Raw genomic sequence first — 23,819 nt, forward strand, 5'->3', positions numbered from 1 at the left:
GCGGCGTTTATGGGCGTCTTTTAACCGAGTTGGCGCAGGCAGTCGCGGATAAGCTGCGGGCCGTGGTAGATAAGGCCGGTGTAGATTTGCACGAGGTCAGCGCCGGCATCGAGTTTGGCCTGCATATCGGCGGCGTTCATCACCCCGCCGGCGGCGATGAGTGGGATTTCCGGCAGGCGGGCGCGGATTTTGGTGAGGATGGCGGTGGATTTGGCGGTGAGCGGCGCACCGGACAGCCCTCCTTGTTCGCTGCCGTGCGGGTGGCTGGCGACGGTGCTTTTGTCGAGGGTGGTGTTGGTAGCGATGATGCCATCGATGCCGCAGGCGGCGATGGTGTCGAGCAGGTCGTTGAGCGCGTCGTCATCGAGGTCGGGGGCGATTTTGACGACGATGGGGACGTGTTTTTGTGTGGATGCGGCAAGGCGCTGTTGTTCACTCTTGATGCCTGTCAGCAGGGTACGCAGGGCAGCGCCGTGTTGCAGGTCGCGCAGGCCGGCGGTGTTCGGCGAGGAGATGTTGATGGCGAGGTAGTCGGCATGTGCCCAGGCTTTCTGGATGCCGATGAGGTAGTCAGAGAGCGCCTGTTCGTTCGGGGTGTTTTTGTTTTTGCCGAGGTTGATGCCGAGGATGGCACGTGGACGCGGCGTGGCGGTAACGCGCGCGATGAGGGCGTCGATACCGTCGTTGTTGAAACCCATGCGGTTGATGATGGCCTGATGTTCGGGCAGGCGGTAGAGGCGTGGGCGGTCATTGCCCGGCTGTGGGCGCGGGGTGACGGTGCCGATTTCGATGAAGCCGAGGCCGGCGCGGTCAAAGGCGCTGATGGCGACGCCGTTTTTATCCAGCCCGGCGGCGAGACCGAGGCGGTTCGGGAAGGTCAGCCCCAGCAGTTCGACAGGCTGGCCGCCTTGTCCTTTCGGCATGATGGTCGGGAAGCGGGCAAGCGCGGCGAGGGTGAGGTCGTGCGCTTTTTCGGGGTCGAGGCGGAAGAGGAGCGGGCGGGCGAGGTGGTAGGGGTTCATGAGGTTTCCTGTGTGGATGATGCCGCCCGGGGACGGATGCGGTAGCGTTCAGGCGGCGTGGTTGCCGGGTTTTGCCGCCGGGGCATGGGGCGGCATGTTTTGGCAAGCGGAGAAATCTCTACTCTGCAAAGGGAAGCCTCTTCCCTCGCAAGCGGGGGAAGGGGGCTTTATCTTTTATCTTTACGCGTTCTTCTCCGCGAAGGTTTGCATGTAGCCGATGAGCGCCCGCACGCCTTCGATGGGCATGGCGTTGTAGAGGCTGGCGCGCAGGCCGCCGAGCAGTTTGTGGCCTTTCAGCCCGGCGAAGCCTTGTGCTTCGGCTTCTTGCCAGAAGCGGGTGTCGAGTTCGGGCGAGGGTGTGCGGAAGGTCACGTTGGTGCGCGAGCGGCAGGCGGGCGGTATGTCGTTGCGGTAGTAGCCGCTTTGGTCGATATAGGCGTAAAGCAGGCCGGATTTGGCGATGCTTTCCGCTTCAAAGTGGGCGATGCCGCCACTATCTTTAATCCAGTGCAGGACTTTGTTCAGCATGTAGATTTGCCAGGTCGGCGGGGTATTGAACAGGCTGTTCGCCGCCGCATGCGCCGCGTAGGTGAGGAATTTGGGTACACGCGGGTGGTCTTTGATGAGGTCGCGGCGGACGAAAACGAGGGCGAGACCTGCCGGGGCGAGGTTTTTCTGCACGCCGCCATAGACGATGGCGCAGCGCTCCCAAGGGATGGCGCGGGTGTAGTAGTCGGAGGAGGCGTCGATAACCAGCGGCACGGTGGCGGTCGGGTAGTCGCGGTATTGCACGCCGCTGATGGTTTCGTTGCTGGTGAGGTAGAGGTAGCGGCAATCGGCGGGCAGCGGCGGCAGGGCATCCGGCAGGGTGGTGAAACCGTTCGCGCGCCCCGTCCAGATTTCGCGGGCATCGCCAACACGCTGCGCTTCTTTCAGTGCTTTTTCCGCCCAGATGCCGCTGTTGATGTAGGCGGCGCAGCCGCCGTCGGCGAGCAGGTTGAGCGGGATCATGTCGAATTGTTGGTGCGCGCCGCCGGGCAGTAACAACGGCTGGAAGTCGGCGGGCGCAGCGATGAGTTCTTGCGCGAGCGCCAGGGTTTCTTCGTGCACGGCTTCGAAACGTTTGCTGCGGTGGCTGATTTCCAGCACGGACATGCCGCAGCCCTGGAAGTCGAGCAGTTCGGCCTGGGCGGCTTCGAGGACGGCCAGCGGCAGGGTGCAGGGTCCGGCGGTGAAGTTGTAGATGCGGTGGGTCATGGGAGCCTCTCTTTGGGTTTCGGGGGATGGATTCAGTGTTTGCGACGCAAGGAAGCGACCGCAAGCGTTCCTATGCAACTGACGACAATGGAGATAGCAAGTTTTTCATGCTGATATTGTGCTGCAAAGAATGCGCCGATGATGCCGCCTGCGCATACGGAGGCGGCAAGCAGAATACCGCTCATACGCTCAATGAATGTCAGCCAAAGCATACGTCCTTCCTGTTTGCGGCGAAATTCGGCTTCCGCCTTGGTTTGTTCGATGACGAAATCCACAATGTCAGGCCGAAATTGATGCAATCGCTCTAACGCATTGACGTCTAAAACCGGGCTGTCTAATTCTGTATGTGATACTCGCAGCTCATTTCCCTGTCGGTTACGTGCTTCAAGGCGGGTATTTTTATTTGCCATAGGATTTGTGTATCTGCCGGTTCATCTCACGCACAATTTGCTGCATATCCTGCCGCAGGGCAGCGCGGTCTTTGTCGAAACCGTTGCGAAAATCGGGGTATGTCGGTGGCCGGGTCAGGATTTCTCCGAGAATGCCCATGCCATCCAAAATGTTGTGTAATTTTTTCATTGGCAAGTCCAGGGTTTGTTGGTGTTGTTGCGGCGCTAGTTTAACTGTCTTTTCCGGTGGTTTTCTCTCTTCGCCGCACAGACGGTCAGGCGTATGTTTGATGTTCGTGGTGGAAGAGTTCGGCAAGCGCCGCGAGGCGCAGCGGGTCTTTGCCCCAGCGGGGGTGATGCAGGCAGCGCATCCACAGGAGCGGGCGCACGGCGGCGTGGATGTCGTGCACGACGGCGGGCGGCAGGCTCAGGCTGTGTTCGTGCCAGAGGCGGACGGCGGCGTCGAGGTGGCCGCGCTGTTTGAGGATGATGGCGGTGGATTGCAGGTAGCAGAGGTAGTCGCGGCTTTCGCAGGCGGTGAAGGGCAGGTACTGTCCGGGGTCTTCTTCAAAGTCGATGAAGCCGGTGGTGCCGTCGGGGCAGGCGATGATGTTGCGCGCAAAGGGTTCGCTCAGGTATTGCCCGCGTTCATGCACGGCGCGGATGGCGGCGAGACCCTGTTGCCAGCGGGCGAGGTCGTCGGCTTCGTGTTCGATGCGCTCCAGCAGGGTGTGTTCGCCGAGGTGGGTGAACATGATGCCGTCCGCCGTGCGCGCGAGCAGATGCGGCACGTGGATACCGTGCGCTTCCAGGGTTTGCAGCCGCCCGGCCTCGGTCGCGATGACGGCGCGGCCACCGGGATTGGGCACGGGTTTGAGCGCATTGAGGTGGAAAATGGCGGCGAAGTAGCCGATCAGGGTATAGCGCCACTGCGGGATACTTTTCCCTGCTTTACGTACCCAGACGGTTTCACCGCTGGCAAGGGTATGGCGGGCGATGTTGGTGGTTTGCCGGGGAAGGATGGCGGCGAGTGCCGCCCGGTAGGGGTCGTTGGTTTTCATGATGGCGGTTGCGGGTGCGTTGTTATGGGCGGCACGGTAACGCGCGCGGTGATGGGGCGCAAATTTTTGTGGCAGGTGTCGGCGGACGAATTTTTACGGCCTGCCGCAGCGGCGGTACTGAATTTCCGGCTTTTGTGGAGACGTTGCCTGCAACGTCGCAAAAACGGGGAAGTGCGCGGTCATTCCGCCGGGCGTTGTTCCTGGGCAAGGGCGAAGGAAAAAACCGCGCCGGGGCGCGGTTTTTTGTCACGCGTTTACAGCCAGTGCACGGTGGCGAAGACCCAGAGGATGATGAGGACGGGGCCGATCAGGCCGATGCTGATACCGCCCAGGCGGAATTCGGACTGTTTGAGCAATCCGGTGCTGTAAGCGATGGCGTTCGGCGGGGTGGAGACCGGCAGGAACAGCGCACACGATGCCGAGAGGCCGATGACCAGCGGCAGGATGAGCGGGTTGGCGTTGCCGGCGATGGCCGCCGAGGAGAGGGCGACGGGGACGAGGATAGCGGTCGCCGCCGTGTTGCTCATGAAGTTGGAGAGGCCGACGGTGACGAGGGCGAAGAGGATGACGAGCAGGTAGAAATTGACGTGGATGTGTTGCAGTTTTTCGACGTAGTAGTTGGCGAGATGGTGTTCTTCGATGGCAAGGCCCAGAGCGAGGCCGCCGGCGACCAGCATCAGGGTGTCCCACGGCAGGGCGCGCACGTCTTTGCCGGTGAGGACGCCGGTGAGCGTCAGGCCGGCAATCGGGATGCCGGAGGCAACGGCGACAGGGATGCCGAATTTTTTGCCTGCCAGCCACAGGAACAGGGTCAGCACGAGGATGATGAGGGTGATGATTTCTTGCAGTTTGCTGACTTCACGCGGCGCGTCGGGTTCGGCGTAGAGGAAGGCGGTGTCGAGTTTTTCGCTGCCGACCTGGTAGGCGCTGACGAGGATGCGCCAGAAGACGAGGGTGAGGACGATGGCAAGCGGCATGCCAACGAGCATCCAGCCGGGGAAGGAGATGTGGATGCCCTGTCCGGCCAGCGCGCCCATGGTGATGGCGTTTGGCGGCGAGCCGACCGGGGTGCCGATGCCGCCGATGGAGGCGGCGGCGGGGATGCCGAGCAGCAGGGCGCGGGCGAAGTTGCTCTTGGCATTGGTGTAGAGGGGGGCGGCGGTTGCGATCATCATCGCGGTGGTGGCGGTGTTGCTCATCAGCATGGAGATGCAGGCGGTGGCGAGCATGAGGCCGAGCAGGACGTAGCGCGATTGCCGCCCGAAATGCGGCAGGAGTTTTTGCAGCAGTTTGTAGTCGAGGCGGGTTTTTTTCATGCCTTCGGCGAGGAAGAAGCCGCCGAGGAAGAGGATGATGATGCTGTCCGACCATTTGCGCACGTAAATATCGACGTTGATGCCGTCTTCTTTGCCGAGGGCGAAGACGAGGAAGCCGACGATGAAGATGCCGACGGCAAACGGCGCGGCCGCCTCTGTCACCCACAGCAGCACGGCGAAGTAGAGCAGGAAGAGCACGCAGTGCTGCGCGTAGGTGAAATTGTCGCCGGCGGTCACAAGCATCAGCACGAGGGCGATGGCGAGCGAGGCGGCGAAGAGGAAGATGCGCTTTGTCGCCTCCGGCGGCAGGGCGAAAATGCTGTTGGGGTTGCGTGGTTTCATAGGATCTCCTGAGGGTTGGTTAGACAACGGGTTTTTGGCGGTAGTACAGTAGCCCCGGCAACGCCAGGCCGAAGACGAGCGCGGCGAGCAGGAAGCCGGTTTGCACGAATTGTTCGACCATCGTCGCGAAGCGTTCCGGCGAGTAGCCTTCTTTTTCGATGAGCACCAGCGCCAGCATGGCGCGGTAGGCGGAGAGGCCGGGGAACATCGGGATGACGGCGGCGACGGTGAACACTTTGGGGTGGGCTCGGTGGTATCTGCGCGCCAGCCACACGCCGAGCGCGCCAATCAGCGAGGCGGCGAAGAAGGTGGCGAAGATGGGGCTGACGTCGAGCAGTTGCAGCGCGGTGCGCGTGCTGTGGCCGAGTGCACCGAGGGCGGCACAGAATTTGAGCGCGCGCAGCGGCACGTTGAAGAGCAGGGCGAAGCCGACCGCCGGCACGGCGGCAAAGCAGGCGTCGTTTACGAGCAGAAGGAGGATTTCCAGCGGGTTCATGCCGTCCATCATACGCCGCCGCTCCAGTTGTCGATACCGAGCAGCGCCAGCGCCGAGACGATGCCGAGGCAGGTGCCGAGGGTGAGCACGGTGGCGAGCGCCCAGCGGCCGATGCCCATGTTCATGTAGCCTTTCAGCACGTCGGAAAGCGAGTTGATCAGCGGGAAGCCGGGAACGAGCATCAGTACGGCAGCGGCCATCGCGATATGCGGGTCGTTGCCGATGTGGTAACGCACGCCGAGGCCGGCAATCAGGCTGGTGAGGAAGGCGGTCGCCATGAAGACCAGCGCCATGTTGAAATGCAGCCCGGCCAGCCATTGCCGCAGCCGCATCCCGCACAGGCTGGCGGCGAAGGTGAGGCCGCACACCGCCCAGTCGCCGCCGGAGAGCCGTGCGAAGCAGGCGCAGGACAGCGCCACCATGAAAAGCACGAGCTGCGGCGGGTAGCTGCGCGGTTGCAGACTGGTGAGCGCATCGTGCACGGCGGCGCGGTCCATCTCGCCGTTTTCGGCGGCGAGCATGATGCGCTGCACCTCGCTGACCACGGTCATGTTCACGCCGCGATCAACATTGCGCCGCGCGGTGGTGATGCAGAAGTGGTTGAACAGGGTGGTGAAAACGATGGAATTGGCGGTAAGCGCGCAATCGACGCGCGTCGCCCCCAGCGCGTAGCCGAGGCGGGTCGAAACATCGACCACCACCTTGCTTTCCGCGCCGTATTGCAGGAGCAGCAGCGCCGCCTGAATGCACAGGCGGGTCACGTCGTGCTGCGCCTCTTCATCAAGAATGATCATGGGCAAGTGCCTCCAAAAACGCCATCAGGCGGGACACATCCCCGCTTGATGTGGTATGCGACAGGCTGATGCGCAGGCTGTGCGCCGCTGCGTCATGCAGCCCCATCGCCTGCAAGACGTGTGACCCTTCTGCGGCAGAAGTGCAGGCCGAGCCCGCTGCCAGCGCAATCTGCGCCGCATCCGCCTGACGCAGCGCCTCGCCTGAGGGTACACCGGTAAAGAGATTCACGATATGCGGCACTTGCGGCGTCTGCGGCGGCACGTTCACGTGCATGAACGCCGGTAGGGCGGCGAGCAGTTGCGCGCGCCTGGCGGCAACCGTTGCCCCGTTCGCCTCGCGTCCTGCTTCCGCCTGCGCGGCAGCAGCGACAAAGGCGCGTATCAACGCCAGCGGTGATGTGCCGCTGCGGCGGCTGCGTTCCTGCCCGCCGCCGTGAGCCAGCGCCTGCAAACGCATTTTCGGCAGGCGGCGCACAAAGAGCGCACCGATACCCTGCGGCGCGCCGCATTTGTGCCCGGAAAAGCTGACCAGGTCGGCATCCCAGGCGCGCACGTCCACCGGCAACTTGCCCAGCGCCTGCGCCGCGTCCACATGGAATTTCGCCCCCGCCGCATGGACACGGGCGGCAATCGCGGCAAGTGGCTGCACCACGCCCGTTTCATTATTCACGGCCATGACGCTAACCAGCGTCGGCGCGGTTTGCAAGGCGGCATTGAGGGCGTCCATATCCAGCAGACCGTCGCGCTGCACCGGCAGCACCGTCACCTTCGCTGTTTTCGCCAACGCTGCCGCCGTATCCAGCACCGCCTTGTGCTCCGTCTGCACCGTGAGCAGATGCGGCTGCTTGACGCCGTGGTACCACAGCGCGCCTTTCAGGGCGAGGTTATCCGCCTCCGTTGCGCCGCTGGTGAAGACCACCTCGCGCGGGTCGGCATGGATGACCGCTGCAAACTGCGCCCGCGCCGCTTCCAGCGCCTGTCTGGCGGCAAGGCCGGGGGCATAAGTCGCGCCGGTGTTGGCAGGGAAGCGGGATAACGTCTCGACGAATACCGCGAGCGCTGCCTCAGTCACCGGCACCGTCGCGGCAAAATCAAAATACGCCCAGCCGTCAAGGCTGCCGTCAATTGCGGCCATGGCCCTGCCTCAACGCCGCGTTTTCCGCTTCCAGCTTCGCCACGCGCTCGCTTAACTGCTCCAGCATCGTCATCACCGGATCGGGCGCATCATGCCCGACCGCATAAGCCTCAAACTTCTCGCCGTCTTCATTACGGATGCGCACCGCCCGCGCGGGGACGCCGACCACCGTCGTGTACGACTCCACATCCTTCACCACCACTGCGTTGCTGCCAACGCGGGCATGATCATGCACCGTAACCGCGCCGAGCACCTTCGCACCCGCGCCGAGGATGACATTCGAGCCAATGGTGGGGTGACGCTTGCCTTCGTTCCAGGTCGTGCCGCCGAGCGTTACCCCCTGATACATACTGACATCGTCGCCAAGCTCCGCCGTCTCGCCGATGACGATGCCCATGCCGTGATCAATAAAAAAACGCCGCCCGACGCGCACCGCCGGATGAATCTCCACCCCCGTCGTCCAGCGCGACCACAGCGACAGCCAGCGCGCCAGCCAGTGCAGGCCGAGCCCCCACAGCGCGTGCTGCATGCGGTAATGCACCACGGCGCGGAAACCCGAATGCAGGGTCAGCACCGCCCAGCGGCTGCGCACCGCCGGATCACGCGCGAACACCACGGAAAAATCCTCGCGTACCAATTGGAACCAGTTCATATCATCGCCTCGTTATGCAGAATAAAGCGGTCGCCCGCAGGAAAAACAGGGCGCGATTATATAGCGGGGCAGGGCGCATCAGACAAACGCGGCGCTGGCCGGGTCGTAGCGCACTTTGGTAATACTGCCGTCGCGGATTCTTTGCACCGCTTCATGAATCATCGGCAGCGGCACGAGAAACCATTCTTTGGGCTGCACCGGATTGCCGAAGCGGTCGCTAATCGCAATATCGAGTTGTGCGGCGGCAAATACCTGATGCAATAATTTTTCCAGCCGCCACGGATTGATATTGGCCAACCGATACTCGGCGACGATTTCCACATCCGCCAACAAAAAAGTGGCATCATGCCCGGCATGGGCAATACGCGTTTTGACCTCGCCACCGGTCACGCCAATCTTGTGAATCAATTCCCGGTTTTTCGCAATATAGGCATCTGTGGACAAACTGCGCAAGACATAAATCGTACCGCTCGCCACATCTTCATCTTCCGCACTATCGCCAAACAGCGCGCCATCATCCCCGCGCATAGCAATACGGCGTCCGCCGTCATCCTTATATAAAGCACGCTGCAACGAACGCCGCAGCATGGCGCTTTCCGTCCGGTTATCAAAAATCACCCGCAGGCGGGCATCCTCATGGCCGCTCTGATTTTCAAAAATCTCGCCGACGGCGGCAACATAAGCCATTTGCCCGCTGAGGATAAAAAAATCCCCCTGCTCGATGCGCACCCGAATGCCGGCATCCTTCTTGAACGGTTTGGCAGCCCGCACGCCATCCTGCAAATCCCGGCGCACAGCGGCAAAGAGCGGGGCGAATAAATCGAAATCCCGACACGGCTGCCTTTCGGCAATAAATTCCGGTGCATGATAGGGACGGACATGGGTCAGGCGGGTAATATCATCCCCGGCATCCTGCCGTATATCCGCCAATTCGGCAAGCAATGCTTCATCGCTCAATACGGCGTTATCCTTTGATGACGGGCCCGGTATTTGCGCCGCCCGGCCTCTGTCATACTAATCCCAAGAAATAAAACGACGTTCGCAGGGCGGGTTTCAGCCCACCATCCGCATGGTTTCGGCGGGCTGAAGCCCGCCATATGGCAAGTTATTTTTTGATTTTGGTATTAGGGTTTGTTGACACTCAACGTTGCGGCGGCTTTTCGGCCAAAATCCGGCAGCTGCCGCGTTACAAATGCGCGCAAGGTGTCCAACCTTACTGCGCTTTTTGCCTTGCATCTGCCGTTTTTGCCGCAAAAATCCGCTGCGCAGGTCGAATGTCAACTGCCCCTAGAAGGTCGAAAAGCGTTCGGCTTTGTCCAGGGCACGGATTTTTGCCATGTCGTCGCTCAGGCTGAAGTCGAAGATGTCGATGTTTTCTTTGATGTGTTTCGGGTTGCGCGAGCCGGGGATGGCGATGTTGCCGTCCTGGATGTGCCAGCGCAGGATGATTTGTGCCGGGGTTTTGCCGTGTTTTCTGCCAGCGCGGCGATGACCGGGTCTTTGAACAGGGTTTGTGTGCCGCCTTTGCCATAGCGGTTGCGGCCGCCGAGCGGGTACCAGGTTTCCAGCACGGTGCCGTAGCGCGCGAGGGTGGGTTTGAGGGCGCGCCACTGGTTGTAGGGATGGGTTTCGTTTTGCACGACGGCGGGCGGGATGGTCGCGTTTTTCATGATGGCGGCGATTTCTTTTTCGTAGTAGTTGGAGAGGCCGATGGAGCGGATTTTGCCCGCTTTGACGGCGTTTTCCATCGCCGTGTAGGCATCGCTGTCGTGCGGCGCGGGATGGTGCAGCAGCACGAGGTCGATGTAGTCGGTGTCGAGCGTTTCAGCATGGCGTTGATTTCGGCGGGGGCGTTGGCGAAGTCGTCCGTCCACAGTTTGCTGGTGAGGAAGATGTTCGCGCGCGGTACGCCGGATTTTTTGATGGCGCGGCCGACGGCTTCTTCGTTGCCGTAGATGTGGGCGGTGTCGATGAGGCGGTAGCCGTCTTTGAGCGCGGCGAGAACGGCGGCTTCGGCGTCGGCGTCGCTGAGGGTGAAGACGCCGAGGCCGATGATGGGCATGGTGTGGCCGTCGTTGAGGGTGACGCTGCGGCTGCCGGGGTTGAAGGCCGGGGCTTTGTTTTCCGTCGCGGCGGTCGGGACGGTCTGCGCGAGGGCGGCGCTGCCGAGGCCGAGGACGATGAGCAGAGTGGCGGGTCGTCTTTTCATGGCGGGCTCCTGTGGGTGGGATGGGTTTTGTCGCTGCTGCGGTTGGTCTGTGCCGCTTGCGACAAGCGGGACAGATACGGGGTTCCTGGATGGCCGCCAAGCGGCGTGGTCAGAAGGTGCTGGCGACGGCTTTGGCGATTTTCCACTGGCCGTTTTCTTTGATGACGGTGATGTCCAGTTGCAGCGGCCAGCGGCCTTCCATGCCCCAGATGTGGGCGGTGTTCCAGGCCCGGCCGATGATGCGGCCGGACGCGCCGTCGGCTTCCGCCTGAACGCTCACTTCGTCTATCTGCCGGTAGCGCATTTGTCCGCTGCGGATGTGTTCCAGCCATTCGGCGCGGGGCTGGATGTAGCCGGTCATGTGGGTCAGGGTGAAGTCAGGGGTGAGCATCGCGTCCAGCGTCACGGTGTCGGCGGCGGTCATCGCTTGGTTGAAGGCGCGGTAGAGCGCGGTGAGTTCCCGGTCGGCGGCGGTTTGGCTCGGCATGGCGGTTTCCGGTGGTGGGGCGGCGGTGGCCGGGGTGCCGCCCGCAAGCAGGGCGGCGAGGAGGAGGGTCGCGAGGGGTTTCATCGGCTTACAGTTTCAGGTGGCGGCGCATATCGGCGGCGTCGGTGTGGACGCGGAAGGCGTAACCGTCGCGCTGGTAGCGGGTGGATTCGCTCAGTTTGCCGACGACGACGGGGTCGCAGCCCGCATCCCGCACCAGTTGTTCGGCGGTCGTCAGTGCTTCCGGATCGTCGGCGGTAAGCGGCACCGCCAGCGCGTGCGCCGTGCTGTTGGCGGAGGATTCGATTTGCGTGGCATCGACCGAGCTGAAGACGCGGGCAACGCGCGCGCCGGGCAGCAGTTTGGCGGTGAGCAGGCCGATGGAGCCGCCGGTTTCTTTTTTGGCGCGCTGTTCGAGGGCGCTGCCGCCGGAGGGGTTCATCGCATCGAGCACGATTTTGCCCCGGATGTAAGGGGCGAGTTGCTGCCCGACTTCCGGCAGGACGTCATACGGCAGGGCGAAGAGCAAGACGTCGCCGAATTGCGCCGCTTCGGCGGGTGTACCGATTTTTGCGCGCTCGCCGAGGTGGCCGTTTTCGCGGCGCAGTTTGTCGAGGTCGCGCGCCGAGAACATCACCTCGTGGCCGGCGGCGACCCAGGCGCGGCCCACAGTGCCGCCGAGCCAGCCCGCGCCGATGATGCCGATTTTCAGCGGGCGTTTGGTCGGGTTCGGCGCGGCGAGGCTGCCCAGCGGCAGGACGGCAAGGGCGGATGCGGCGGCGAGGGTGCCGAGCAGGGTGCGACGGTTCATGTTCATGTGTATCTCCGGTGTTGTGGGTGGATGGCGTCATGGTAGGGGCGGCGCAGCGGGGGATAAAGGCGGCGGCGTCGCTAGGGCTTATGAAGTGTTTTCATCAATCGCGGTTGCGAGCGATAAAAAGCCGCCGGGCGGCGTAAAGGGCGCGTAGCGCCGCGTCAGCGGCGAAATCCACCCGGCGGCGTCAATGCCGGGTTTCTCCATAATGTCGGCTTCCGGTTCGTCATGAATACGGATGTGGCGGGCTGATGCCGCCCTGCGGGAACGTCGTCGGGCAAGTAACGCCTCTGTGGGGAGGCTTTATTTTCATGCCTCACCCGCGCGCGAGGATTTGGTAAATGGCTTTCCCAGCCACACACGCTGAGTCCCGCCCAAGCGAGGCACAGCGGCACGGCCAGCCACGCTATCTGCGCGAGGCCGAGGTGCAGCGCCTGCAAACCGGCGTAGCCCCAGCTGCCAATCTGGTCGCCGCTGCGGTACACGACGGTGTTGATGAAGTTCTTCGCCTTGTAGCGGTCTTCGCGCGAGAGGCGGGTGTAAAGGATTTCCCGCGCCGGACGGGCGAGGGCGAAGTTGCTGACCCGCCGCGCCACCTGCACGGCGACGAAGACGGCAACCGTCGGTGTGAGGGCGAGGGCGGCAAAGCCGATGGCGCCGGTCAGCGGCAGGATGATCAGCACGGCGATGACGCCGAGGCGGCGCGCCAGTTGCCCGGTGAGCAGCAATTGGCAGGCGAGGGTGAGGCTGTTCACCCACAGATCGATGTTGGCGAAAAAGGCGGTGCGCGCGGCGCGCTCGCTGTAATGGGCGTTGACGATCTCCGCCTGCTGGAAGTAGAGGATGGTGGAGGTGACGGAATAAAGCAGGATGAAGGCGGCGATGCCGAGCAGATAGGGCGAGCGCACGGTGTTGTGCAATCCCGCCCAGACGCTGCCGCCGATGTTTTCCGCAGGCGGGGCGGCGGCTTGTGTGCGCACGTTTTCTCGCGACAGGCGTCGCGCCGCCTGCACCGCCACTTCCAGCAGCAGGGTGGCGAGCAGCAGCAGGGCATAGGGGCTGACCTCGTGGGAAAACCGGCTGACCAGCGCCGAGCCCAGCAAGCCGCCCAGCGTCGCCCCGGCGGCGAGATAACCGAAGAGGCGTTTGCCCTGTTCGCCGTCGAAGACATCAACCGCCAGCGACCAGAACACCGAGACGACGAAGAGGTTGAACACCGACAGCCAGACGAAGAATACCCGTCCCGTCCACAGCAGCACCTGGTCGCCGCCCTTGTAAAGCAGCGCGGCGAAGACGAGCAGGTTCAGCATGAAAAAGCGGTAGGCGAGCGCGATGAAGCGTTCGCGCGGAAAGCGTTTGACCAGATGTCCATAGAGCGGGGTGAGGGTGAGCATCGCGCCGAGAGTGGCAGTGAACAGCCACGGCAGATTGCGCGTGCCGCCGGATGCGCCGAACTCGTCACGAATAGGGCGCAGCACGTAATAGGCGAGGAACAGCGCCAGCACATAAAGGAACGCCCAGAGCAGGGCGCGCCATTCACCGAGGCGGGCGGCGGTAAGGCGTTGCAGCCGGGCAAACATGGCTACACCCGCGCGATGCCGAGACTTTCACGGCGGTGCAATGCGGGATTTTGCGCGATTTTGCTGATGAGATCGGCGATGCTGCGGCGGCTGACCTCGTGCCCGCGAAACGCCTCGCCCTTCTGCGTCAAGCGGTAATCCACGGCGGGGCTGTTGGTAAACCGGCCCGGGCGGATGATGGTGTAATCAAGACCGGAGGCTTCGACAATCGCCGCGCTTTGCCTGTAAGGATCAAGCACCGCGCCGTGCTTCTCGCCCGTCTCGTTATAAATGCCCATCGAACTGACCCAAACCAGCCGCTTGACCCCCGCCGCGTCCATCGCGGCAACGGTGCTGCGGGCGAGGGCTTCGAGAACGCCCGCGAGGTTGGCATAGACCAGGGTCTGCCCGGCAAGCGCGGCGGTGAGGTGCGCCGTATCAAGCACATCGCCCTCGCTGACAGTGACGCGGTCGGAGGCGGGATGGGCAAGGCGGGCGGCATTGCGCAAATACAGGGTGAGGTGGGCATCGGTTTCGGCGAGCAGCACGGGAATGACGGCGCGGGCGAGACTGCCGCCTGCACCGGGGATGAAAATGCGTTGTCGGGACATGGGATGAACGGCTCCATCGGCGGGTCCGGCGGGAATTGTAGGCGGATGCGGCGGGCGGAAAAAGCAGGCGGCATCGCTAGGGCTTATGAACGGGGTTCATCAATAAAGGAAAGGCACAGGACGAACTCGGCAAGCGGTGCGCCCACAGAAATCCGGCGTCATTCGGCGAATTGCACGGCGACGAGGCGGGAGACGCCCGGTTCGCTCATGGTGACGCCGATGAGGTGGTCGCAGGTTTGCATGGTGCGTTTGCGGTGGGTGATAACGATGAATTGGGTCTGCGCCGCCATGTCGCGCAGGAGGTTGCTGAGGCGGCCAACGTTCGCATCATCGAGCGGCGCGTCCACTTCGTCCAGGAGGCAGAAGGGCGCGGGGTTCAGGCGGAAGAGGGCGAAGACGAGGGCGAGGGCGGTGAGGGCTTTTTCGCCGCCGGAGAGGACGCTCAGGTTTTTGACTTTTTTGCCGGGCGGGCGCACGGCGATGGTGATGCCGGCATCCAGTATGTCGCCTTCCGTCCAGGCGAGTTCGGCTTCGCCGCCGCGAAAGAGGATGGGGAAGAGGTTGGCGAAATGGCGGTTGACGATGTCCAGGGTTTCTTGCAGGCGGCTGCGGGTTTCGTCGTCGAGTTTGTCAATGGCTTCTGCGAGCAGCGCCAGGGTGTCGCGCAGGTCGCGGCATTGGGCGGCAAGCGCGCTGTATTCGTTTTCGGCGCTGTCGTAGTCGGTGATGGCGGCGAGGTTGACCGCGCCGAGTGCTTCTTTTTGTTGTTTGAGGGCGCGGATGTCGGCGTTGAGCGCGGCTTCGTCTTCGGCGGCTTCCGGCAGGGGTTCGTGGTTGTCGCTGAGAAGTTCGGCGATGATGCGCTGTTGTTGCTGGTGCAGTTGTTCGATTTGTTGTTGGTGGTGTTGCAGGCGTTCTTCGGCGAGTTGGCGGCGGTGGTCGCGTTCGCGCCGGGCTTCTTGTTCGTGGTGCAGTTCGTGGGCGGTTTTTTCGAGGGCTTGTGCGGCTTCGGCGCGCTGTTGTTCGTTTGCGGCGTGGGTTTGTTCGTGGGTTTCGAGGCTGAGGTGGTTTTCTTCGAGGGTGAGGGCGAGGGTTTCGAGTTGTTCGTGTAGTGTGGCGAGGGCGGTTTCGCTGGCGGCGATGTCTTCGGCGAGGCGGGTTTGCTGTTTTTCGCCGGCGGCGAGGTGGGCGCGGTGTTGTTCGAGGGCGGTTTCGGCGGCGCGGCGGTTTTCTTCGTGTTGCTGGGCGGTGCGCGCGGTTTGCTGGTAGTGGGCGTGCAGCGCCCGGTATTCGTTTTCGAGTTCGTGGATGGGCGGCAGGGCGGCGAGGGCGCGTTGGGCCTGCCGGTGTTCTTCCTGGGCTTGGGCGAGGTTTTGCGCGGCGGCGGCGATGTCTTCGGCGAGGGTGGCGGCGGCGCGTTGTTGCTGGGCGCGCAGGGTGGCGCGGTGTTGTTGTTGCTGGCGGCTGAGGGCGAGGCGGTGGGCGAGGTCGTGTTGTTGTTGTTTTTGTTGCTGGTGCTGTTGGCGGAGGGTGTCGAGGCGGGCGGTGGCGGCGGCGAGGGTGTCGCGGTGCGCCTGATGCGCGGTTTCGAGGGTGCGCAGGGCGGTTTCGCCGGCGGCGAGGGCGGCTTCGAGGGTGTTGATGCGGTTTTGCCGGGCGAGCCGGTCGTCGGCGGCGGGGGCGGGCTGGACGCTGCTGCGGCTGATGCTGCTGCCGTCGAGGGTGAGGTATTGGATGCCGTCGGCGAGGTCGTCCGGCTGGATGTCGCGGTCGTGTTTGGCGAGTGGTTGCAGGTGGCCGAGCCAGGGGTGCAGGTCGGCGTCGCTGGCGAGGTAGGGTTGCCAGGCGGCGGGGACACCGCCGCCGCTCAGTTGGGGGTGGCCGTGGGTGAGGGCGTGTTGCCAGTGGGCGGCGCCGATGCTGGCATGCAGGCGGTCGCCGAGGTGGCGGCCGATGGCGGTTTGCCAGGCGGGTTCGACGCGCAGGTGGTCGCCGAGATGCGGGACACCGGGGGCGCCGCCGTCGGCGGCGGGCGGCGGTTGCAGGCGGCGCAGGGTGTCGAGTTCGGTTTGTTGGCGTTCGCGCTGGGTGTGTTGCTGGCGCAGTTGTTGTTCGCCGTGGTCGTATGCCGCTTGCGCGGTTTCGACGGCGTCTGCGGCGGCGGCGAGGGTTTCGGCGGTGGTTTCGAGGGCGATGGCGAGGGTTTCTTGTTCGAGGGCGAGGGTTTCGCCTGGCTCGTTGTCGTCTTCGCCGGTTGGTTCGACGGGTTCGGCGCGGCGTTGTTCGAGGCGGCGGTATTGGTTTTCGGCGTCGTGCAGGCGGTGTTCGGCGGTGTAGTGGCGGTTTTCGGCGTGGTGACGGGTTTCGCGGGCGGCGTCGAGTTTGTGGCGCAGGGTTTCGGTGGCGGCACGGGCGCTGTCGAGGGCGGCGCGGGCGCTGTCGTGGGCGGGGCGTTCGGCGGTGAGTTGGGCTTCGAGGCGTGCGATTTCGCTGCGATGCTGTTGTTGCTGGTCGTGGTCTTCGCCGCTTTGTTGGCGCAGGCGGGCGAGGCGGGTTTCGTGTTCGCGCGCGTTTTGCGCGAGGTGCTGTTGGCTCTGGCGGTCTGTTTCGAGGGTGCGGCGCAGTTGCGCGAGTTGGGCGGCGCTTTGCAGGGCGGCGTTTTCGGCGTTTTTGTGTGCTTCTTTGGCGGCGGTGTGTTGTTGTTCGAGGGCGGCGAGGCGGGTTTCGTCGATGCCGCTGTGGGCGAAGAGGTCTTCGAGGGCGGCGCGGTCTTCTTGGTATTGGGTTTGAGCGGCGTCCAGCTGACGTTGGGTTTGGTGGTATTGCCAGCTTTGCAGGCGGTGCGCGAGGTGTTGCTGTTGCTGGTTGAGGTCGCGCCACTGCCGGGCGGTGGCGGCTTCTTGCGCGAGTTTGTCGCGCTGTTTGCCGAGTTGTTGCAGGCGGTCGTCGTGGCGGGTGAGGTGTTCGCGCACGTCGTTCATGCGCGCTTCGCTTTCTTTGCGCCGCGTTTTGTAGTGGGCGATGCCCGCCGCTTCTTCGATGTAGCTGCGCAGTTCTTCGGGTTTGGCTTCGATGATGCGGCTGATCATGCCCTGTTCGATGACGGCGTAGCTGCGCGCGCCGACGCCGGTGCCTTGCAGGAGTTCGACGATGTCGCGCCGCCTGACGCGTTTGTTGTTGATGAGGTATTGGGACTGGCCGTCGCTGCCGACTTTGCGCGCGATGACGAGTTCGGCGTAGTCGGCAAAGGCGCCGCCCGCACTGCCGTCGCTGTTGTCGAAATGCAGGGCGACGCTCGCCATGCCCGCCGCCCGCCGGTTCGCCGCGCCGGCAAAGATGATGTCGGTCATCGCCTGGCCGCGCAGTTGTTTGGCGGCGGTTTCGCCCAGCACCCAGCGCACGGCGTCGATGATGTTGGATTTGCCGCAGCCGTTCGGGCCGATGATGCCGGTCACGGGCGCGTCCACCGGGAAGGTGGTGTTGTCGGCAAAGGATTTGAATCCGGCGAGGCGGATGGCGGTGAGGTGCATGGCGGCTTGGCTGTCCGTGGTCAAAGGGCGCGTATTATACGCATCCCGTTCCGGCGGTTTTGTTTCGCGTTTACAACAGGATGTGGCCTTTTTGATACTTGCGCGGCGGCGGTTTTTTTTTATTATGTGCCGCCGTCGTTTTTCGGATTTTTTTGTCATGCTGAACCGTTTTTTTCTTCTGTTGTGTCTGCTCGCCGTCATCAGCGGCTGTTCGTCTTCGGGCAAAAAGGATGATGATGTGATGGTGCGCCCGGTCAGGCGCGGCGACACGGCGGTGGTCGAGAATGCCCGGCAGACGGTGCAGTGGCCGGGGACGTATCAGGGTATTCTGCCGTGCGCGTCCTGCGAGGGCGTGGCGACGATGATCGTCTTGAAGCCGGATATGTCGTACCAGATCCGCACCCGCATGCTCGGCGTCGAAGACAAGGACCGCACCAGCAAGGGGCGCTTCGAGTGGCTGCCGGACGGCAGCCATATCGCGATCGACAGCGAGGGGCAGCGCAAGATTTTCCGCGTGCACCCCGATCATCTGGAAATGCGCCTGCCCAACGGTGAACAGATTCCCACCGCCAATCCGGAAGCGTTTCAGTTGATGAAAGATGCGGTGATGTAGGCACGAACGCCGCTTTTCCCGCACCCGCCCCGCAATCGCCGGGCGGGTTTTTCTGTGGTAAAGCCGCCGGTATTTTTTTACAATGCTGTCCTTTATTACGTCTTAGCAAAATTAACTCGCCTTATGTCTTCTCCCACCCCGACCGATAGCTGGCGTTATCATTTGCGCCGTGGCATTTCCGATTTATGGTTCATTCTCTCTATTGCCGCCGCGTTTGTGCTGCTCCTGGTGCTCTTCGGCTATCACAACACTGATCCGGGCTGGAGCACTTCCGGCGACGCGCAGGAAACCCTGCATTTCCTCGGCAAGCCCGGCGCGTACACCGCTGACGCGCTGCTTTCCCTGCTTGGTTACGCCGCCTACCTGCTGCCTGTCGGCATGGCGCTTATCGGCTGGCAGAGCGTGTGCCGCGCGCATCTCGATACCGAATTGATGATTTGGAAATGCTTTGCCCTGGTGATTTCCATTGTCTCGCTGTGCGGGATGCTGTCGCTGCATTGCGATGTCGCCATCAATTCGCTGGCCATGACCGGCGGCGGCGTGGTCGGACAGAAAATCACCATCGAGCTGCTGAAAATGTGGCCGGTGCAACTGGTGATGAGCATCTATACCCTGCTGTTTTTCATCGGCATTACCCTGTTGGCCGAGCTGAACTGGGCCAAAGTGCTCGATACCGTCGGGCAATGGGGCGTGAATCTCTATAACTGGGTGCGGCAAAAAATTGACGGTTACCGCCGCGCGCACCAAACCGCCCCGGCAGGCACATACCGTCCCGGCGTGTTTGCCTCACCGCGTGATGACGAAGCATCCGACGGCGACACGGCGGCATCGGCTGCTGCCGCCATCCTGCCCAAGTTGCGCGAGCGCCTGCTGAACGTCATCAATAAAGCGAAACAGCGCCGCAGCGCGCGCGCGCCGCATACCCCGGTGATGCAGAGCGTGCCGCCGCGCCCGCCGCAAAACCACAATCCTTACGACCTGAGCGGCATGAACCATTTTGACGACAACGAACCGCCGTCCTTCCGCGCCCCGCCGCGCTATACCCCGCCGGAAGAAGACAGCCCGCCGCAGCGCAGCGAGCCGAACATCAGCTGGGCGCATTACAAGGCGCAGAACGCCGCCGCAGAGCCCGCCGCACCCGCCGCAGAAGAAGACGGATACCGCCCGAAAAGCGACTACTTCGCCCGCCGTCAGAATGCGGGCCTGCCGCTGCGCAGCGAAGAAAGCGACGCCTATCCGGCCGCCGTCAACGACCCGGTCAACGATGACGACCTCGGCGACATGGACGAAGAAGACTTCGCCGCCCTCGATGAAGACGGCGGCCACGCCGCGCCCGAAGACACAGCGGAAGAAAATGCCGGCACCCGCCACGAACCGCAACTGCGCGTCCGCCTGAACAGTGTCGCCGGCAGCGGCATCCCCTTCACCGCCAACCGCGCCGCGCCCGCGCCCATCACCGCCCCGCCTGCCAAACCACCCTACCGACTGCCCGATCTGAGCCTCCTTAACCCGGGCACCACCGCCGTTGCCGATTACAGCGATGAAGAACTCGATGAAATGGCGATGCAGGTCGAACAGGCGCTGAAAAACTACAAACTCAGCGTGCGCGTCGAAAACATCACCGTTGGCCCCGTCGTTACCTGCATCGAACTCTCGCTTGCGCCGGGCATCAAAGTCAGCTCCATCACCAACCTCGACCGCGATATCGCCCGCCTCCTCTCCGTGCCCAGCGTGCGCGTCGTCGAAGTCATCCCCGGCCGCCCCTTCATCGGCCTCGAAATCCCGAACCGCAAGCGGGAAATGGTGCCGCTGCGCGGCGTCCTCGAATCGCCGCAATACCAGAAAGAAACCTCGCCGCTCACCGTCGTCCTCGGTTCCGACATCAGCGGCAAACCCGTCATCACCAACCTCGGCAAAATGCCGCACCTCCTCGTCGCCGGCACCACCGGCTCGGGCAAATCCGTCGGCATCAACGTCATCCTCGCCAGCATGCTGTACAAATCCAGGCCGGACGAACTCAAACTCATCCTGGTCGACCCGAAAACCGTCGAACTCGCCATGTACCGCGACATCCCGCACCTGCTCACCCCGGTCGTTACCGACATGAGCGATGCCGAAAACGCCCTGCGCTGGGCGGTGGCCGAAATGGAACGCCGCTACCAGCTCATGGTCGCCTTCAAAGTGCGGAAAATGGACGAATTCAACAAAGTCATCCGCGAAGCCGAAGCGCGCGGCGAACACATCACCGACCCAACCGTTGACCCCGCCCTCTACATCGGCCTCGCCAACCAGCCGCCCGTGCTGAAAACCCTGCCCTACATCGTCATCGTCATCGACGAACTCGCCGACCTCATGATGGTCGCCGGCAAAAACGTCGAACAACTCATCGCCCGCATCGCGCAAAAAGCACGCGCGGCAGGCATCCACCTCATCCTCGCCACCCAGCGCCCTTCCGTGGACGTCATCACCGGCCTCATCAAATCCAACATTCCGACGCGCATCGCCTTCCAGGTTTCCTCCAAAATCGACTCGCGCACCATCCTGAACGGCCAGGGCGCGGAAACCCTGCTCGGCAACGGCGACATGCTCTTCCTCTCGCCCGGCGTCGGTGGCGCGCGCCGTGTGCACGGCGCCTACATCGACGACCAGGAAGTGGACCGCCTCACCACCTACCTCAAAACCCAGGGCGAGCCCGACTACGAAGACGCCATCCTTGCCCCCGCCGCTGCAAACAATGGCAACGGCGGCGCAGGCGGCAAAGATAGCGACGACGCCGAACTCGACCCGCTCTACGACCAGGCCGTGCAAGTCGTCATCGAATCCGGCAAAGCCTCCATCTCCGGCCTGCAACGCCACCTCAGCATCGGCTACAACCGCGCCGCGCGCATGGTGGACGTCATGGAGCGCGCCGGCCTCGTCTCCCCGCCGGATCACAAAGGCGTGCGCAAAGTTCTCACCACCGGCGGCGCAGGCGGCGACGACTATTAAAAGCCCGTCACCTGCCGCCAAAGCGGCAGTAAACCCCGCTCCCGCATAATCCCGCCTCCGCCACACCCACAAGGAAAACCCATGAAAAAGACCCTGCTCCTTAGCCTCACTATCGCCCTCGCCCTGCCTGCGTACAGTCAGCAAGCGGCGACAAAATCCGCTGATAATGCTGCCGCTGCCAAACAGGCCGCCACCAACTCCCTCTACCAGCGCCGTCCCGCCGCCGAGAAAAAACCGGCAGAGACCGCCGCGAAACCGGCCGACAAACCCGCCGCTGCCGCGACCAATACCGGCAGCGGTAACGCGCTGGATACCTTCATGAAAGGCACCAAAGACCTGCAAGCGAACTTCACCCAGACCGTGTACAACAAGCGCGGCGAAGAAACCAGCAAAGGACAAATGTGGGTCGCGAAACCCGGCAAATTCTACTGGGACTACCAAAGCCCCAACCCGCAAAAAATCATCAGCAACGGCACGAAGGTGTATCACTACGACATTGACCTCGAACAAATCAGCATCCGGGGCCGTGACGAACTCGTCGGTGATGTCGCCGTCGAACTCCTGAACGGCGACGACAACATCTCGCGCAATTACAACATCGACCGCGTCGTGAAAAACCTCACCCCGCCGCGCCTGCAAAAATGGGTGGGCAACGGCGTTACCTACCGCCTGAAACCGAAAACCCGCCAGGAAGAATACGATGCCCTCTGGGTCATCCTTGACGGCAACAGCATCAGCGCGGTGATGATTGACGGCGGCAGCAGCCAGACCATCCTCAACTTCACCAACATGAAGCGCAACGTCGGTATCCCCGCCAGCCAATTCGAGTTCACCCCGCCCAAAGGCGTGGACGTCGTCGGCAAATAAACAGAAAACAGATAACAAAAAGCGGGCATGCAATGCCCGTTTTTTTGTAGCCGTTGCAAACAGGGATGAGACAAGGCGGCGATTTGCCGCGACCGTAAAACACCGCCCCATGCGGCGGACTACTGCCGGAAACTGACACAACACACCGCTATCATCGCCGCAATTTCAACCACGGAGCACATATGCCACACCTGACCTTCTACACTCACCCACAATCACGCGGTCACAATGTCCGCTGGATGCTGGAAGAATGCGGCGCGCGTTGCGAGACCGTCGCCCTTGCCTATGGCACGACGATGAAGCAGACCGACTATCTCGCCATCAACCCGATGGGCAAAGTCCCCGCGCTCAAAGCCGATGACGCGGTCATCACCGAAACTGCCGCCATCCTCACCCACCTCGCCGACCTCTATCCGGAGAAAGCGCTGATTCCCGCCGTCGGTACCGGTGCACGCGGCGAGTATTACCGCTGGCTTTGCTTCGCCCTGCACCTCGAATACGCGGCGGTGGATAAATGGCGCGGCATCAGCAACAACGACGAACAGCGCTTTGCTATCGGCTATGGCGATTTCGCCACCATCGTCAAGACCCTGAAAAACCACCTCGCCGGGCGGGAATTTTTCCTCGGCGACCGTTTCAGCGCGCTGGATCTCTATTACAGCGGCTTGCTAGCCTGGATGATTCACAGGGTACAGGTGCTGCCCGCTGATGCGGTGTATAGCGATTACATGAACCGCCACCTCGCCCGCCCCGCGCATCTGCGTGCGCAGGAACTCGATGCGGCACTGGCGGCACAAATGGCAGCGGGCAACGCCTGATAGCCGCAGATTGTCCCAACCGCCACCCGGTTTACCGCGTGGCAGTTTTTTTGCGTCAAAACCCGTAGCGCTTGAAGAGGTCAATTTCCTCCTGCGCCTGCCAGCGGCGCAGCAGGGCGGTGTGCGGCACGGGATACGGTTCGCCGCTCTCGGCGCGGCTGATGCGCTCGCAACGGAAATGGCGGAAAGCGCCGCGCAGTTCGCACCAGGCGGCGAGCAGGCGCGTGTCATCAGAATAACCCAGCGCCAGCGGCCAGATGACGCGGCGGGTCTCTTCTCCCTTCGCATCCGTGTAGTCGATGTGCAGGCGGCGTGCCGCGCGCAGGGCGTGGCGCACACACGGCAAAATGCGCGCCTCATCGGCGCGGTACGGCATCTTTGCCACCATCGGGAACACCGCTTGCGCGGCGAGGCGGTCGCGCCATTCTTCGCTGAGTACATCGCGGATTTTGTTGATGACGCGCCAGGCGGCTTCCGCCAGGTCTTCATCGCCCTGGGCGACGGCGCTGCGCATGCCGAAAACCAGCGCCTCAGTTTCGGCGGCATCAAAAGAGAGCGGCGGCAAAAGGAAATCGCTGCGGTGCAGGATGTAGCCCGTGCCCGCGCCGCCCCGGATGTCCGCCCCCTGGGCGCGCAGGGTTTCGATGTCGCGATAAAGCGTGCGCCGGCTGACGCCCAGGGCTTCAGCCAGCGCTTGTGCGGTGATGGCGCGGCGGCTGTCGCGCAGGCGTTGCAGCAGGGAAAGCAGGCGGTGGGTGCGGCTCATGACAAAAAACCGGAAACATCGGGAATGCAGACATTACGCCGTTTCCCGGGCTTTGCGCAACGGCACGCCCGCACAAAACCGCCATGTCTGTCG

Annotated in this window: 23 protein-coding genes and 1 pseudogene; 4 read left to right on the forward strand and 20 right to left on the reverse strand. The window is 63.1% G+C overall.

Annotated elements, in window-relative coordinates:
* Window positions 1–20: 20 nt before the first annotated feature.
* The 19 genes and pseudogenes from Q0562_RS02415 to Q0562_RS02505 form a co-directional block, all read right to left on the reverse strand.
* Window positions 21–1,022 (reverse strand): quinone-dependent dihydroorotate dehydrogenase, encoded by a 1,002-nt coding sequence (locus Q0562_RS02415; RefSeq protein ID WP_298640661.1) that lies wholly within the window; start codon window positions 1,020–1,022, stop codon window positions 21–23.
* Window positions 1,023–1,202: 180 nt separating this feature from the next.
* A complete protein-coding gene (serC, locus tag Q0562_RS02420) occupies window positions 1,203–2,279 on the reverse strand; it encodes a 3-phosphoserine/phosphohydroxythreonine transaminase (protein WP_298640663.1) in 1,077 nt (358 codons plus the stop codon).
* 32 nt (window positions 2,280–2,311) lie between these two features.
* Entirely contained in the window at window positions 2,312–2,689 is a 378-nt protein-coding gene (locus tag Q0562_RS02425) for a hypothetical protein (protein ID WP_298640666.1), read from the reverse strand.
* Complete coding sequence (locus Q0562_RS02430; protein WP_298640784.1) at window positions 2,679–2,984, reverse strand: hypothetical protein; 306 nt, start codon at window positions 2,982–2,984, stop codon at window positions 2,679–2,681. The genes Q0562_RS02425 and Q0562_RS02430 overlap by 11 nt, the downstream gene beginning before the upstream one ends.
* Window positions 2,944–3,729, reverse strand: coding sequence for a hypothetical protein (locus Q0562_RS02435; RefSeq protein WP_298640668.1), 786 nt, complete (start codon window positions 3,727–3,729; stop codon window positions 2,944–2,946). The genes Q0562_RS02430 and Q0562_RS02435 overlap by 41 nt, the downstream gene beginning before the upstream one ends.
* A 254-nt stretch (window positions 3,730–3,983) precedes the next feature.
* On the reverse strand, window positions 3,984–5,387 hold the full coding sequence (locus tag Q0562_RS02440; protein ID WP_298640670.1) for a DASS family sodium-coupled anion symporter: 1,404 nt from the start codon (window positions 5,385–5,387) through the stop codon (window positions 3,984–3,986).
* Window positions 5,388–5,406: 19 nt separating this feature from the next.
* Window positions 5,407–5,874 carry a threonine/serine exporter family protein gene (locus tag Q0562_RS02445; protein ID WP_366144678.1) on the reverse strand — a complete coding sequence of 156 codons (468 nt, stop codon included), beginning with the start codon at window positions 5,872–5,874 and terminating at the stop codon, window positions 5,407–5,409.
* Between the two features lie 17 nt (window positions 5,875–5,891).
* Window positions 5,892–6,677: a threonine/serine exporter family protein gene (locus Q0562_RS02450; RefSeq protein WP_298640673.1), complete on the reverse strand. Its 786-nt coding sequence runs from the start codon at window positions 6,675–6,677 to the stop codon at window positions 5,892–5,894.
* Window positions 6,664–7,812, reverse strand: coding sequence for an aminotransferase class V-fold PLP-dependent enzyme (locus Q0562_RS02455; protein WP_298640675.1), 1,149 nt, complete (start codon window positions 7,810–7,812; stop codon window positions 6,664–6,666). Before Q0562_RS02455 ends, Q0562_RS02450 begins: the two co-directional genes overlap by 14 nt.
* Window positions 7,799–8,464 carry a serine O-acetyltransferase gene (gene cysE, locus Q0562_RS02460; RefSeq protein WP_298640677.1) on the reverse strand — a complete coding sequence of 222 codons (666 nt, stop codon included), beginning with the start codon at window positions 8,462–8,464 and terminating at the stop codon, window positions 7,799–7,801. Before cysE ends, Q0562_RS02455 begins: the two co-directional genes overlap by 14 nt.
* Before the next feature lie 78 nt (window positions 8,465–8,542).
* The gene (locus Q0562_RS02465; protein ID WP_298640679.1) at window positions 8,543–9,421 is read right to left on the reverse strand and encodes a GIY-YIG nuclease family protein; all 879 of its coding nucleotides are present in this window, start codon (window positions 9,419–9,421) and stop codon (window positions 8,543–8,545) included.
* Between the two features lie 96 nt (window positions 9,422–9,517).
* Window positions 9,518–9,745 (reverse strand): hypothetical protein, encoded by a 228-nt coding sequence (locus Q0562_RS02470; RefSeq protein WP_298640682.1) that lies wholly within the window; start codon window positions 9,743–9,745, stop codon window positions 9,518–9,520.
* Window positions 9,746–9,751: 6 nt separating this feature from the next.
* Window positions 9,752–10,075 carry an aldo/keto reductase gene (locus Q0562_RS13700; RefSeq protein ID WP_366144679.1) on the reverse strand — a complete coding sequence of 108 codons (324 nt, stop codon included), beginning with the start codon at window positions 10,073–10,075 and terminating at the stop codon, window positions 9,752–9,754.
* Window positions 10,066–10,673, reverse strand: a pseudogene (locus Q0562_RS13705) (aldo/keto reductase); the annotation flags it as partial. The pseudogene Q0562_RS13705 and the gene Q0562_RS13700, both read right to left, overlap by 10 nt.
* Before the next feature lie 109 nt (window positions 10,674–10,782).
* Window positions 10,783–11,244, reverse strand: coding sequence for a nuclear transport factor 2 family protein (locus Q0562_RS02485; protein ID WP_298640685.1), 462 nt, complete (start codon window positions 11,242–11,244; stop codon window positions 10,783–10,785).
* A 4-nt stretch (window positions 11,245–11,248) separates the two neighbouring features.
* Window positions 11,249–11,977, reverse strand: coding sequence for an NAD(P)-binding domain-containing protein (locus Q0562_RS02490; protein WP_298640688.1), 729 nt, complete (start codon window positions 11,975–11,977; stop codon window positions 11,249–11,251).
* Between the two features lie 158 nt (window positions 11,978–12,135).
* Complete coding sequence (locus Q0562_RS02495) at window positions 12,136–13,554, reverse strand: MFS transporter (protein ID WP_298640689.1); 1,419 nt, start codon at window positions 13,552–13,554, stop codon at window positions 12,136–12,138.
* A gap of 2 nt (window positions 13,555–13,556) precedes the next feature.
* Complete coding sequence (locus Q0562_RS02500) at window positions 13,557–14,144, reverse strand: NAD(P)H-binding protein (RefSeq protein WP_298640691.1); 588 nt, start codon at window positions 14,142–14,144, stop codon at window positions 13,557–13,559.
* A gap of 158 nt (window positions 14,145–14,302) precedes the next feature.
* Window positions 14,303–17,674 (reverse strand): AAA family ATPase, encoded by a 3,372-nt coding sequence (locus tag Q0562_RS02505; protein WP_298640694.1) that lies wholly within the window; start codon window positions 17,672–17,674, stop codon window positions 14,303–14,305.
* Between Q0562_RS02505 and Q0562_RS02510 the strand changes: the two genes are divergently transcribed.
* The 4 genes from Q0562_RS02510 to Q0562_RS02525 all read left to right on the forward strand — a co-directional run bounded on the left by Q0562_RS02510 (window position 17,673) and on the right by Q0562_RS02525 (window position 22,960).
* Window positions 17,673–18,287: a copper resistance protein NlpE gene (locus Q0562_RS02510; protein ID WP_298640696.1), complete on the forward strand. Its 615-nt coding sequence runs from the start codon at window positions 17,673–17,675 to the stop codon at window positions 18,285–18,287. The genes Q0562_RS02505 and Q0562_RS02510 overlap by 2 nt on opposite strands.
* A 123-nt stretch (window positions 18,288–18,410) precedes the next feature.
* Complete coding sequence (locus tag Q0562_RS02515; RefSeq protein ID WP_298640698.1) at window positions 18,411–21,275, forward strand: DNA translocase FtsK; 2,865 nt, start codon at window positions 18,411–18,413, stop codon at window positions 21,273–21,275.
* Between the two features lie 81 nt (window positions 21,276–21,356).
* Window positions 21,357–22,142, forward strand: coding sequence for an outer-membrane lipoprotein carrier protein LolA (locus Q0562_RS02520; protein ID WP_298640700.1), 786 nt, complete (start codon window positions 21,357–21,359; stop codon window positions 22,140–22,142).
* Window positions 22,143–22,324: 182 nt separating this feature from the next.
* Window positions 22,325–22,960 (forward strand): glutathione S-transferase family protein, encoded by a 636-nt coding sequence (locus Q0562_RS02525; protein WP_298640702.1) that lies wholly within the window; start codon window positions 22,325–22,327, stop codon window positions 22,958–22,960.
* Window positions 22,961–23,015: 55 nt separating this feature from the next.
* Here the strand turns inward: Q0562_RS02525 and Q0562_RS02530 are convergent, their stop codons facing one another.
* Window positions 23,016–23,726, reverse strand: a complete 711-nt coding sequence (locus Q0562_RS02530) for a YafY family protein (RefSeq protein ID WP_298640705.1) — start codon at window positions 23,724–23,726, stop codon at window positions 23,016–23,018.
* Window positions 23,727–23,819: the final 93 nt, after the last annotated feature.

The organism is uncultured Cardiobacterium sp. (assembly GCF_938028825.1).
Taxonomy (GTDB): domain Bacteria; phylum Pseudomonadota; class Gammaproteobacteria; order Cardiobacteriales; family Cardiobacteriaceae; genus Cardiobacterium.

Excerpts from the sequence above, each read along its gene's own strand:
- Q0562_RS02510 (WP_298640696.1), top strand. The coding sequence starts at position 17,673 with ATGGCGGCTTGGCTGTCCGTGGTCAAAGGGCGCGTATTATACGCATCC.
- Q0562_RS02485 (WP_298640685.1), bottom strand. The coding sequence starts at position 11,244 with ATGAAACCCCTCGCGACCCTCCTCCTCGCCGCCCTGCTTGCGGGCGGC.
- Q0562_RS02450 (WP_298640673.1), bottom strand. The coding sequence starts at position 6,677 with ATGATCATTCTTGATGAAGAGGCGCAGCACGACGTGACCCGCCTGTGC.
- cysE (WP_298640677.1), bottom strand. The coding sequence starts at position 8,464 with ATGAACTGGTTCCAATTGGTACGCGAGGATTTTTCCGTGGTGTTCGCG.
- Q0562_RS02455 (WP_298640675.1), bottom strand. The coding sequence starts at position 7,812 with ATGGCCGCAATTGACGGCAGCCTTGACGGCTGGGCGTATTTTGATTTT.
- Q0562_RS02530 (WP_298640705.1), bottom strand. The coding sequence starts at position 23,726 with ATGAGCCGCACCCACCGCCTGCTTTCCCTGCTGCAACGCCTGCGCGAC.
- Q0562_RS02520 (WP_298640700.1), top strand. The coding sequence starts at position 21,357 with ATGAAAAAGACCCTGCTCCTTAGCCTCACTATCGCCCTCGCCCTGCCT.
- Q0562_RS02505 (WP_298640694.1), bottom strand. The coding sequence starts at position 17,674 with ATGCACCTCACCGCCATCCGCCTCGCCGGATTCAAATCCTTTGCCGAC.
- Q0562_RS02425 (WP_298640666.1), bottom strand. The coding sequence starts at position 2,689 with ATGGCAAATAAAAATACCCGCCTTGAAGCACGTAACCGACAGGGAAAT.
- Q0562_RS02435 (WP_298640668.1), bottom strand. The coding sequence starts at position 3,729 with ATGAAAACCAACGACCCCTACCGGGCGGCACTCGCCGCCATCCTTCCC.
- serC (WP_298640663.1), bottom strand. The coding sequence starts at position 2,279 with ATGACCCACCGCATCTACAACTTCACCGCCGGACCCTGCACCCTGCCG.
- Q0562_RS02500 (WP_298640691.1), bottom strand. The coding sequence starts at position 14,144 with ATGTCCCGACAACGCATTTTCATCCCCGGTGCAGGCGGCAGTCTCGCC.
- Q0562_RS02515 (WP_298640698.1), top strand. The coding sequence starts at position 18,411 with ATGTCTTCTCCCACCCCGACCGATAGCTGGCGTTATCATTTGCGCCGT.
- Q0562_RS02525 (WP_298640702.1), top strand. The coding sequence starts at position 22,325 with ATGCCACACCTGACCTTCTACACTCACCCACAATCACGCGGTCACAAT.
- Q0562_RS02495 (WP_298640689.1), bottom strand. The coding sequence starts at position 13,554 with ATGTTTGCCCGGCTGCAACGCCTTACCGCCGCCCGCCTCGGTGAATGG.
- Q0562_RS02440 (WP_298640670.1), bottom strand. The coding sequence starts at position 5,387 with ATGAAACCACGCAACCCCAACAGCATTTTCGCCCTGCCGCCGGAGGCG.
- Q0562_RS02490 (WP_298640688.1), bottom strand. The coding sequence starts at position 11,977 with ATGAACATGAACCGTCGCACCCTGCTCGGCACCCTCGCCGCCGCATCC.
- Q0562_RS02415 (WP_298640661.1), bottom strand. The coding sequence starts at position 1,022 with ATGAACCCCTACCACCTCGCCCGCCCGCTCCTCTTCCGCCTCGACCCC.